We start from the raw sequence: 11,442 nt of genomic DNA, 5'->3' as shown, positions 1-11,442 counted from the left end.
CCTGCCGTCAAGGCTTGTTCGACTCAAACAGATCCATGATCTGTTTCTTCTCATTCGACGACACGCTCGGCGGCGGCACCGGCGGCGGCGTCATGCCCGCCGGCCCCACGCCGCCGACTGCATCGCTCACGCCCGCTGTCGGATTGGCGGAATCGAGACCGATGCTCGCGACAAAACCATTGCCCGGCGTCATATCCGAATAGAACAATTCGCCGTCGACGGTGGTCACGCCGTCAGGCTGAGCCGGCTCGCTTTGCGGCACGCCGCGCAGCGCGCGCTGCATGTACTCGACCCAGATAGGCAGTGCGAGCTGCGCGCCGAATTCGCGGCTGCCAAGCGTCTTCGGCTGGTCGTAGCCCATCCACGCGACCGCGACGAGCGACTGCTGATAGCCGGCAAACCAGCCGTCTTTGGCGTCGTTGGTCGTGCCGGTCTTGCCCTGCAGATCCGAGCGATGCAACACGTTGGTGCCGGCGCCCGTGCCCGCCGTCGCGACCGAATGCAGCAGACTGTTCATGATGTACGCGTTGCGCGGCTCCAGCGTGCGCGGCGCGTCGCGGCCCGCGGTGAGCGGCTGCGCCTTCGAAAGCGGCTCGCCGCGCGCGTCCGTCACCTCGTTGATCAGATACGGATTGATGCGATAGCCGCCGTTCGCGAACACCGAATACGCGCCCGCCGACTGCAACGGCGTGACGAGTCCCGCGCCGAGCGCCATCGGCAGATAGGGCGGCGTCTTGTCGGCGTCGAAACCGAAACGCTGCGTCACGAAGTCTTGCGCGTACTTCGTGCCGATATAGGACAGGATGCGGATCGACACGAGGTTCTTCGACTTCTGCAACGCGAGGCGCATCGGCATCGGGCCGTCGGGCTGGTCGTCGTCCTTCGGCTCCCAGGCTTCGCCGCCGGGCGTGCTCGACGGGAAGTACAGCGGCGCGTCGTTGATGATGGTGGCCGGCCCGAGCCCCTTGTCGAGCGCCGCCGAATAGATGAACGGCTTGAAGCTCGAACCCGGCTGACGCCATGCCTGCGTCACATGGTTGAACTTGTTCTTGTTGAAGTCGAAGCCGCCGACGAGCGCGCGGATCGCGCCGTCCTGCGGCGTGAGCGACACGAGCGCGCCTTCCACTTGCGGAAGTTGCGTAATCTGCCAGTTGCCTTTGTCGTCGCTCATGACGCGCACGATCGACCCCGGCTTGATCTTCGTCGCGGCCGCGGCGCGCGCGCTGAGCGCATTCGCCACGAAGCGCAGCCCTTCGCCGCTGATCGTGACCTGGGTACCGTCGACCAGTTGCGCCTTCACCTGCTTCGGACTCGCGTCCGTCACAACGGCGGCGATGATTTCGCCATTATCCGGATGGTCGGTGAGCGCGTCGTCGATCGTCTGGTCGCGGTCGTCGCCCGGCGCCGGCAGTTGCACGAAACCTTCGGGTCCGCGATAACCGTGGCGCCGCTCGTAATCCATCACGCCCTTGCGCACCGCGCGATAGGCGGCGTCCTGGTCCGCGGAGTCGATCGTGGTCGTCACGTTCAGGCCGCGCGTGTAGGTCTCGTCCTTGTACTGCGCGTACATCATCTGCCGGACCATTTCGGCGATGTACTCCGCGTGCACGCTGTATTCGTTGCCGGGATTGCGCGTGTGAATCTCCTCCTTCACCGCCTGGTCGTACTGCGGCTGGCTGATATAGCGCAGTTCGAGCATGCGCCGGAGAATGTACTCCTGACGGATCTTCGCGCGCTTCGGGTTCACGACCGGGTTATACGCGGACGGTGCTTTCGGCAAACCCGCGAGCATGGCCGCCTCGGCCAGCGTGATGTCTTTCAGGTCCTTGCCGAAGTACACGCGCGCCGCCGCCGCAAAACCGTAAGCGCGCTCGCCCAGATAGATCTGGTTCATGTACAGCTCGAGAATCTGGTCCTTTGTCAGCGCGCGCTCGATCTTGTACGCGAGCAGCATTTCGTAGATCTTGCGTGTGTAGGTCTTCTCGCTCGACAGGAAGAAGTTGCGCGCCACCTGCATGGTGATCGTGCTCGCGCCCTGCGACGCGCCGCCGTGCGCGAGGTCCGCGAAGCCCGCGCGCAGAATGCCGACGAAGTCGACGCCGCCGTGCTCGTAGAAGCGGTAGTCTTCGATGGCGAGCACCGCTTTTTTCATCTGATCCGGAATGTCCTGGAAGCGCACGAGACTGCGCCGTTCCTCGCCGAATTCGCCGATCAACACGTGGTCCGCCGTGTAGACGCGCAGCGGCACCTTCGGGCGATAGTCGGTCAGCGCGTCGAGCGAAGGCAGTTGCGGCCCCATCACGACGAGCGCATAGCCGAGGATCAGTGCGCCCACCACGGCGATGACCGCAATGAAGCTCGCGAACCACAGGGCGATGCTCGCGCCGAGCGAGCGGCCGCCTTCGCCGGCGTCGCGCGAAGCGGCGTTGCGTCCCTCAGTTCGGCGGTAGGAGTCCCGGTCTTGACCGGCCGGAGATTGCGAAGAATGCGGTCGTTTGATGATAGGCATGTCTGGAATAGTGGGCGCGTGACTCAGCGCCTTGTTCTCGCGCATAAGGCGCGCATGAATCCTGAGCGGGCGTTGTCCGGGACGCAAACCGCCGCGCGACTCTTTGCCCCCGCGAGTCGCCACGGCGCGCCCGGGACAGTGACCGGCGCAACGTAACAGCGCATTTTAAAGAAATCAAGCGGCGCTCAACGCAGTTTTTTTGTAAGAATTCCCTTCGCGCCGGGGCTCGGCGGCGTAGGGCCGAGTAGATTCGGCAAGCTTTCGATGCGCTTGCGCACACTGCCCGAGTTATCAACAGAAAATGTTGAAAGGCCTGTGGACAAACCCACAAAAAGCGCGACAAGCCGTTGATGTCACGGCATTTTCACGACGCGCCCGTTTCCCATCGGCGCAACTCGTCATATGATGGATTGCGCGCACGCCGATGCGCGCCGCGAAGCGCCATGCCAACAAGTATCCGAGCCGATCATGACAAAGCCCAGCGAACGCATCGTCGTATTCGTCACGCCCGCGCAGAAGCGCGCGATCTCCACCACCGCCGACGAACTGGGCATCAGCGTCAGCGAGCTCATGCGGCGTGCGGTGCTCAGTTTCGGCGCGACGAGCGAGCAGGTGAAAGCGGCGAGCATCGTCGATCGGCTCAACGCGCCGCGCGCGCCGGATGCGCTCGACGCGGCGCTGCAGCGGCTCGCACACGACACGGCGCACGCGCGCACATCACTGCCGGCAGCCTTGCAGTCGCGTGCGGGCAGCGACGCGGGCGCAGCCTTGCAGGCGAATGAGCATGCGGGCAACGCGCTAGCGGATGCAGCAGGCGGCACGGACGGCCGCGCGATGCGCCGGTCGACCACGTCCGCCGTCAAAGCGCCTGCCGATAGCATCCCGCCCCCGGCCCCCGCCACTCCCGCTGCTCCGCTCCTGCCCGCCGATGTGCTGGCCGCCCTCACCGCCGAAGTCGACGAAGACGCCGTCGCGACCGCCGAGGCCGTCGCGCGAATCGCCGCAGCCCGCGCGGCGGCCGCCGAAGAGACCGCGCCCGCGGCGCTCAGCACCCGGACGCACGTGAAGAGCGTGTTGAAGCGCCCGCGCCTCGATACGGTGCGCGACGACGATGACACGGAAGGCGACCTGGGTCCCGAGGGCGGCCGCTTCGCGTAACGCTTTACGTGAGCGAAACGCAATCGCAGTACCATGCCGATGCGCGACGCGGCGCCTTCGAGCCCGCATGCTTTCGTTTATAAATTTGCACTCGTGCGCTCGCGCGCAATTCACGCCGGCGACACTCGCCGTTCGCACACTCGCCTTGCGCGCGCATCACTTGTCATCATGCCCTTTAAGGGCATTTTAAGAGAGCCCGTGGTGTAATATCCGCGAGCTGCCGAGGGCGCCACGCGCATGTTGAACTTCAAAGCCTGCATGCGTCATCAGGCCATGCATGCGCGAGCGAGCCGGACAATTTGCGCATCCGCTATTGCATTTGGCGCGCACGCCCCGACCTGCGGTCCGAACGCTGCGCGGCCTGTCGCGCGGCGGCGTAAAGTAGCAGTGGCAAGCAGTTGAACGCGCGGAAATTATTCAGCGCCGACACCATTCTTTGGAGGTTTTCATGTCGCTTTTTGACAGCATTTCGCGCACGCTAAAAGGTCTCCTGAACGACGCGGCCGACTCCGTGCAAGACCCGTCGCGCGACTCGCGCCAGATCGTGCGCGAGCTCGACGAGAGCATCGGCAAGGCCGAAAATTCGCTGATCGAGATTCAGGCGCAGGTCGCCACGCAGCAAAGCAAGCGCGACGTTGCCGCCGACAAGGCGAAGAAATACGAAGACGGCGCAAAGCGCGCGCTGCAAGCCGGCGACGAAGCCCTCGCGCGTGAAGCGCTCGGCGCGCAAGCCACTGCCGAGGCGGAACGCGACGCGCTCACGAAAGAACTGGCCACGCTGGAGCCTTCCGTCGCGCAATTGAAGAGCCAGATTGAAGACATGCGCGCGCGGCGCAACGACCTCAATGCGCGGTCCAATATTCTGCAAGCCAAGCAGCAGATCGCGCAGGCGAAAGATGTCGCCGCGACGGCGCTCGGCGGTATCGGCGGAAAGAACCTGTCCGAAGATTTTCAGAAGCTCGAAGACAAGGTTGCGCTCTCGAATGCCCGCTCCGACGCCCGCCTGAATTCCGCCGACGTGAAAAGCGGCAAGGCGCTCGACGATAAACTGGCGGACCTGAACCGCGGCCCGTCGGTGGACGACCGTCTGGAAGCTCTGAAAAAGCAGCTCAATACGCCGGCCCAGTAATTGCGTGAGTAGTGCATGACGGTGGGCCGCCCCAGAATCGCCGGCCGTCGCACTCGACTGAAGGAGACGGGCGCCTCGCGCCCGGTCCGCACATGAAAAAACTGATTGCAGGTGCATTCGTCTCGTTGATGCTCGTGTCGGCGGCGGCATTTGCCGTACCCACGGTTCAGCAGATCGAATCCGCGATGTCGCAAGGCAACTGGCAGCAGGCCGACGCGGGCCTCTCTGAAGTGCTGCAGGCGCATCCGAACAATGCGCGCGCGCATTACCTGTACAGCCAGGTGCTCGATCGCGAAGGCCGTTATGGCGACGCGCTCGCACAGCTTCAACAGGCGAAGACGCTCGACCCGCAAATTCGTTTCACCGACCCGACGCGCTTCGCGCAAGTCGAGGCACGCCTTCGCCGCGACGCCGAGCGCGCGGGCAACACCGGCGCAAAATCGACGAGCCGCGCCGACAATCCCTTCGTCCAGCAAAACGCACCGGCCGTTCAGCAGCAGCCGGGATTCGCGCCGAAAGCGCCCGAGCGCCATGGTCCGGGCATCGGCATGTGGGTCGGCATTCTGATCCTCGTCGGCGTGATCGCGCTGGTGTTGCGCTGGACCTTGCGCCGCGCCCGCACGCAGGACGACACGCGCGCGGACGACGAGCGTCGCGCGCAACTCAAGCGTGCAACCGACCTGCTCAACGCCGTGCGCTCGCTGAAACTCGACGTGAAGCTCTCCACCGCGCCCGGCCACGAAGCGCTGGAAAAGGAAGTGGAAGCCACCGAAGACCAGTTGCGCACGCTGGTCGAAACGCTGTCGAACGGCAAGAATCCTGTGCCGCCCTATCAGCTCGACGAACTGGAGCAGCGCATCGGCAGCCTGCGGGCGCGTGCAGAAGGCCGGCCGGATCCGAACGCGGCCGGCGCGGCGGGCAGCGAGCAGTCGCCGTACGCACGCGAAGCCGAGCGCTTCGGCAATCCGCCGCAAGCGCCCTATCCGCAGCAAGGACCGTATCAACAGCAGCCGCCCGTCGTCGTGCAGCAAGGCGGCGGTTTCGGCGGCGGCATGGGCGGGTTGCTGACCGGCGTGCTGCTCGGTGAAGCGCTGAACTCCGGGCGCGAGCGCGTGGTGGAACGCGACGTGATCGTCGACGATGAAGCGCGCCGCCGCGGCAACGGCGGCGGTAACGGCGACGGCGGCGGCCTCGACTTCGGCCAGGGGTCGAACGACTGGAGCGACAACGGCGGCGGCATCGACATGGGCAGCAACGACGATTCCGGCGGCTGGAGCGACGATACCTGAGCTTTCGCACGGTTATTCAAACCGCGCATTGTCATAGACGACGCAAACAGGCTCCCCCCGGAGCCTGTTTTTTTGCCTGCACGTTCAGCCCATCACGCGCGCCGCGAAACCGGCGTCCGCTCTTCTTCCTGCTGCGCGAGCAGCACGGAGCCGGCAAAGAGCCGCACGATAAAACGCTCGGCATAGTCGACGAGCGCATCGCGGCGTGCAGCGTCCGCATCCAGGTACTCGGCGGACAGATGAAACAGTTGCAGCACGACCTGCGTGCAGACTTCATCGACGACATCGCGCGCGAGTGCCGGCATGAGCTGCAATTGCACGACGTCGTCTGCCATTTCCGCCGACACCGCGTGAAGCGTCGCGCGCACCGCGTCGCGCAACGCGGGCGACGTGCCGTGATATTCCGCCAATGCGCTGAGAAACGCCTCGCGGTTGTCCAACGCAAACACAAAGAACGCGACGCACGCGCGCCGCGGCACGTTATGCGGCTCGTCGTGCGCGGCGAGCCAGCGCTCGCGGCGCAGCATGGGCCGCAAGCGCTGGCTGACGGAGTCGACCGCCTCGCGCGCGAGATTGTCGAGCGTGTCGAAATGGCGGTAGAACGTGTTCGGATTCAGGCCGGCCTCACGCGCGAGCTCACGCAGGCCGAGACTCGCGAAGCTGCGTCCGCCCGCCGTCAGGCGCAAAGCCGCCTCGATCAGTTTGCGCTTGCCCGCCGGCAAATCGTGCGCGCCCTCTGTGTCGGGCTCCGGCTTTCGCGCTCCTTCCAATACCGATCTCATGGCCTTGATGGTGGGCGTTGAATCAGCGCGCGGGACGCGCGTTTAATAGAGGTACTCTAAACGATCTTGACGCGATGTGTACAGTTGTCTACTCTGCGCGTTACGTTTGAGCGGCTACCGTCGACGGCTACGCTGCCTGCCGTGCGCGCCGATCGCGCCCGAACCCTTTGCAGGAGACCGACGTGACATCCGCCTTATCCGCCGCATCCTACCAAGCCGTCACGCCGCGCATCGCGATCGTGGGAAGCGGCTTCTCGGGCATCGGCATGGCCGTGCGGCTGCAAAAAATGGGCATCACGTCCTTCACGATCTATGAAGCCGCCGCGGATATCGGCGGTACGTGGCGCGACAATACTTATCCGGGCGCCGGTTGCGACGTGCCCTCGCATCTTTATTCGTTTTCATTCGAACCGAACCCGGCGTGGTCGCGCGTGTTCAGCGGACAGGCCGAAATTCTGGCTTACCTGAAACATTGCGCCCGCAAGTACGGCGTGGACGCGTACGTGCGTTGCAATACGCGCGTGGTGGCCGCGCGCTTTGACGAAGCGCGTCATGTGTGGCAAGTCGAGCTCGATGCGGGCGGGGCGCGCGAGCACATCGAAGCCGACGTGTTGATCGGCGCGAGCGGTCCGCTGTCGCGCCCTGCGATGCCGCGCATTCCGGGGCTCGACAGCTTCAAAGGCAAGCTCTTCCATTCCGCGCGCTGGGACCACACGTATTCGCTGGAAGGCAAGCGCGTCGCCGTCATCGGCACGGGTGCGAGCGCAATCCAGTTCGTGCCGCAAATCCAGCCGCAGGTCGCGCGACTCAATCTGTTCCAGCGTACGGCGCCGTGGATCATGCCGAAGCCGGACAAACCTATCGGCCCGCGCGCGCGCTGGCTATTCGAGCACCTGCCGCTCACGCAGCGGTTCATGCGCAGCGCGACCTACTGGAGGCTCGAGTCACAGGCCATTGCATTCATCAGGACTCCACAACTCATGAAGCGGCCGATGAAGCTGTGCACGAGCTATCTGCGCCGGCGCGTGACAGACCCGGAGCTGCGCGCCAAGCTCACGCCGAACTACCGCCTCGGCTGCAAACGGGTGCTGCTGTCGAGCAACTACTATCGCGCGCTGGTCGAACCCAATGTGAATGTCATCACGACGGGCATCCGCGAAATCGTCATGGACGGCATCGTTACCGAAGACGGCGTGCACCATGCCGTGGATGCGATCATTTGCGGCACCGGCTTTCAGGTCAACGACGTGCGCGCACCGTTCGAGGTGACGGGCGTCGGCGGCGCGGACCTCGGCGCGCTGTGGCTGCGCGACGGCCCGGAAGCGTACCTCGGCGTGAGCGTTGCCGACTTTCCCAACTTCTTCATGATCGTCGGGCCGAACACGGGGCTCGGCCACAACTCGATGATCTACATGATCGAGTCGCAAGTGCAGTACATCGCCGATTGCCTGCGCGTGCTGCGCGAGCGCAACGCGCGCGCGATGAACCTGCGGCCCGACGTGCAGCGCGACTACAACGCGCGCCTGCAACAGGACATGCGGCGCTCGGTGTGGTCGAGCGGTTGCCATAGCTGGTATCAGACGCAAAGCGGCAAAGTCACCGCGCTATGGCCGGGATTCACGTTCAGCTTTCGCAAACGAACTCGCCGCGCGCGGCCGGGCGACTATCGCTTTTTGCCTTGATAGGGCGGCCGGAGGTGCCGATTTCGAGTGGCCCGGTTTCGCGCCCACTTGCATGTCTATCAGGAGTCCGATTCAAATAACAAGGGAGACAAAAACATGGCAAGCATCGAATGTCGGTCGTCGAATATCTCCGGACCGGGCTCCACTGCCCCGCTGCCACGCCGCCCGCTCGCCGCGCGGCTCGGCATCACGAGCGTACCGCGCGACGAATTGCGGCGGCGCTATGCGCAAAGCGGCTCGAAATTCATCCGCATCATGGGCGCCGACGTGCATTACGTCGACGAAGGCAGCGATCAGGGCGGCGGCATCATCGTGATGATTCACGGTTTCGCGTCGTCGCTGCACACATGGGACCGTGTCGCGGATGAGCTCAAGCACGCCTACCGCGTGATCCGTCTCGATCTGCCGCCGTTCGGCGTGACAGGTCCGCTGCGCTCCAGCACGGGCGCGATCGAAACGATGAACCTGCCGACCTACCGGCGTTTCATCGACACCTTCTTGCAGGCGCTCGGCATTGCGCGAGCAACCTTCATCGGCAATTCGCTCGGCGGGCTCATTTCGTGGGACTACGCGGTAAGGCACCGCGAGGCCGTCGAGCGGCTCGTGCTGATCGACTCGGCGGGTTTTCCGATGCGGCTTCCCATCTATATCGGCCTCTTCAACAGCGCGCTGGTGCGCGCGAGTTCGCCGCGCTGGCTGCCCGAGGCGATCATCAAAAGCGCGGTGCGCAACGTGTATGGCGATCCGCGCAAAATCGACGCGCTCACGTTGCGGCGCTACGTCGAGTTCTTTCACGGCGAAGGCACGCGCGCCGCGATCGGCAAGATGGTGCCGACGCTCGACTTCGCCGAACTCGATACGACTGTGCTCAGCACGCTGACGGTCCCGACGCTCGTGCTGTGGGGCGCGCAGGACCGCTGGATTCCGCCCGCGCATGGCGCTGAATTCACGCAGCGCATTCCCGGCTCGAAGTCGGTCATGTACCCGGGCCTCGGCCATATTCCGATGGAGGAAGCACCCGAGCGCGTGCTCGCCGACCTGCGCGCCTTTCTCAGCGCGGACGCCGGGAAAACCGCTGTTCCTGCTCTGGCGGGATGAAGGCGCGCGCTGGCGCGAACTGGGTCTTGTGGCGTCAAGAGCGGCGCTAGCCGCCGCCTCCGAGAAACCGCAGCAGGCCCCAGAGAAATTGGCAGAGCATGACGATCAGCTGCCACAAATGATAGAGCTGTTGCCAGCCCGAAACGCGCGCGAAAGATTCGATCATCGTTACCGTTGCTCGGGAAAGGCCGCGGCGGGCCGCCTCTTCAGGCCGGCCGCGGCGCCGGAGCGCACATGATAACGACTGCGGGATACCCCGTATCAAGTCGGCCGAAAGCGAGCCGTAAACGCATCGAGAAGACGCTGTGTTCGCGCACGACGAGTGCGCTGCGGCAGCGTTGCTAGCGTCATCAAGGAGACGTTCATGTCGCGTTTCAGCTTTCGGCGGCCGGCCCGTTCACAAGGGGTCGTCGGCGATATCGCCGCGCAGGCGGGCAAACTGGGTATCGAAATCTGCGATGTGTCAGGCCACGTGGATGAAGTCGCCGCGCGCGTCCAGCATCAGGCGCAGGTGTGCCGCGCGCTGCGCGAGTCGGCCGCTCAGACGCTCGCGGGCAATCACCGGATAGCCACCGCCGCGCGCGGCATGCGTGACGTATCGGCGCAAGCGGCGACCGGCGTAGAAGCGTCGCAGGAGACGCTGGAGGCGTCGCTCGCCGACATCCACGGGCTGGTGGAAGGCGTGACGGTGATCGAAAGTCAGATCGGCGCACTGCGCAGCGCGCTGGCCCATGTCAGCCGTGTCTCCGAGGAAATCTCGCTGATCGCGCGGCAAACCCATCTGCTCGCGCTGAATGCGGCGATCGAAGCCGCACGCGCCGGCGAATCCGGGCGCAGCTTCGCCGTGGTGGCGGCCGAGGTGAAGAACCTGTCGGCGAAAACCGCACAGGCGACGGGCCAGATCGAGACGACGCTCGCGCAGCTTACGCAGCAGACCGAGCAGCTGATCAACGAAGGTTCGGTGAACACGGAGCGGGCGCATCGGGTGCGCGAGGGCACGCGCAAGATCGGCGAGGTCGTGCATGCAACGGGCGACGCCATCGCGCATCTGAACAACGAGGCCGAGCAGATTGCCGCGCTGACCGGCGAGATCGAGACGCAATGCGGCGGACTCGAGGCGCAGGTGCTGGACATGGCGAGCGGCGTCGAAGATTCGAGTGAAAACTTCGTGCAGGCCAAAGATCGGCTCGGCAATCTGCTCGGCGTCTCGGAGACCCTGATCGAGCTGACCGCGGCGGCGGGCGTGGAAACCGCGGACACGCGTTTTATCGAGGCCGTGCAGGATGCGGCAGCGGCGGTGAGCAAGGCGTTCGAGGCGGCCGTCGCGCGCGGCGAGATTTCGCTCGAGGATCTCTTCGATCAACACTATGTGCCTGTGCTGGGCAGCAATCCGCCGCAGTTCATGACGCGCTTCACGGCTTTCACCGACCGCGTGCTGCCGGCGATTCAGGAGCCGTTATTGAACCTGGATCCGCGAGTCGCATTCTGCGCCGCGATCGACGTGCGCGGTTATCTGCCGACGCACAATCTGAAGTTCTCGTTGCCGCAGCGTGACGATGTGGTATGGAATATGGCCAATTGCCGCAACCGGCGCCTATTCAACGACCGCACCGGGCTTGCCGCCGGCTCGCATACCAAGAAGTTTCTGCTGCAAACATATCGCCGCGATATGGGCGGCGGAGAGTTTGTTTTGATGAAGGATGCGTCCGCGCCGATTTTTGTGCAGGGGCGGCATTGGGGCGGCGTCAGAATCGGCTACCGGGTTTAAGCATTGCCAACCCTGGGCCTTTCCCCG

General features: G+C 64.8%; 8 protein-coding genes. 6 read left to right on the top strand and 2 right to left on the bottom strand.

Annotation, left to right across the window (positions count from 1 at the left end; translation table 11 throughout):
• Window positions 1-7: 7 nt before the first annotated feature.
• Window positions 8-2,509 carry a penicillin-binding protein 1A gene (locus ACEN8U_RS22225; RefSeq protein ID WP_310110193.1) on the bottom strand — a complete coding sequence of 834 codons (2,502 nt, stop codon included), beginning with the start codon at window positions 2,507-2,509 and terminating at the stop codon, window positions 8-10.
• 468 nt (window positions 2,510-2,977) lie between these two features.
• Between ACEN8U_RS22225 and ACEN8U_RS22220 the strand changes: the two genes are divergently transcribed.
• From ACEN8U_RS22220 to ACEN8U_RS22210, 3 genes are all read left to right on the top strand, one after another.
• Window positions 2,978-3,667 carry a plasmid mobilization protein gene (locus ACEN8U_RS22220; RefSeq protein ID WP_310110191.1) on the top strand — a complete coding sequence of 230 codons (690 nt, stop codon included), beginning with the start codon at window positions 2,978-2,980 and terminating at the stop codon, window positions 3,665-3,667.
• Window positions 3,668-4,115: 448 nt separating this feature from the next.
• The gene (locus ACEN8U_RS22215) at window positions 4,116-4,796 is read left to right on the top strand and encodes a PspA/IM30 family protein (RefSeq protein WP_013588153.1); all 681 of its coding nucleotides are present in this window, start codon (window positions 4,116-4,118) and stop codon (window positions 4,794-4,796) included.
• Window positions 4,797-4,888: 92 nt separating this feature from the next.
• Window positions 4,889-6,085, top strand: a complete 1,197-nt coding sequence (locus ACEN8U_RS22210; RefSeq protein ID WP_310110190.1) for a tetratricopeptide repeat protein — start codon at window positions 4,889-4,891, stop codon at window positions 6,083-6,085.
• 92 nt (window positions 6,086-6,177) lie between these two features.
• Here the strand turns inward: ACEN8U_RS22210 and ACEN8U_RS22205 are convergent, their stop codons facing one another.
• The gene (locus ACEN8U_RS22205; protein WP_310110189.1) at window positions 6,178-6,867 is read right to left on the bottom strand and encodes a TetR family transcriptional regulator; all 690 of its coding nucleotides are present in this window, start codon (window positions 6,865-6,867) and stop codon (window positions 6,178-6,180) included.
• A 182-nt stretch (window positions 6,868-7,049) separates the two neighbouring features.
• On the opposite strand from ACEN8U_RS22205, the gene ACEN8U_RS22200 reads away from it, so the two are divergent.
• The 3 genes from ACEN8U_RS22200 to ACEN8U_RS22190 all read left to right on the top strand — a co-directional run bounded on the left by ACEN8U_RS22200 (window position 7,050) and on the right by ACEN8U_RS22190 (window position 11,415).
• A complete protein-coding gene (locus ACEN8U_RS22200) occupies window positions 7,050-8,549 on the top strand; it encodes an NAD(P)/FAD-dependent oxidoreductase (protein WP_310110188.1) in 1,500 nt (499 codons plus the stop codon).
• A 96-nt stretch (window positions 8,550-8,645) separates the two neighbouring features.
• The gene (locus ACEN8U_RS22195) at window positions 8,646-9,647 is read left to right on the top strand and encodes an alpha/beta hydrolase (RefSeq protein WP_310110187.1); all 1,002 of its coding nucleotides are present in this window, start codon (window positions 8,646-8,648) and stop codon (window positions 9,645-9,647) included.
• Window positions 9,648-10,011: 364 nt separating this feature from the next.
• Complete coding sequence (locus ACEN8U_RS22190) at window positions 10,012-11,415, top strand: methyl-accepting chemotaxis protein (protein WP_310110186.1); 1,404 nt, start codon at window positions 10,012-10,014, stop codon at window positions 11,413-11,415.
• The last annotated feature ends 27 nt before the right edge of the window (window positions 11,416-11,442 follow it).

Source organism: Paraburkholderia phenoliruptrix, assembly GCF_047325075.1.
In the GTDB taxonomy this organism is placed as follows: domain Bacteria; phylum Pseudomonadota; class Gammaproteobacteria; order Burkholderiales; family Burkholderiaceae; genus Paraburkholderia; species Paraburkholderia phenoliruptrix.
This window is presented reverse-complemented; position numbering and strand designations above follow the sequence as displayed.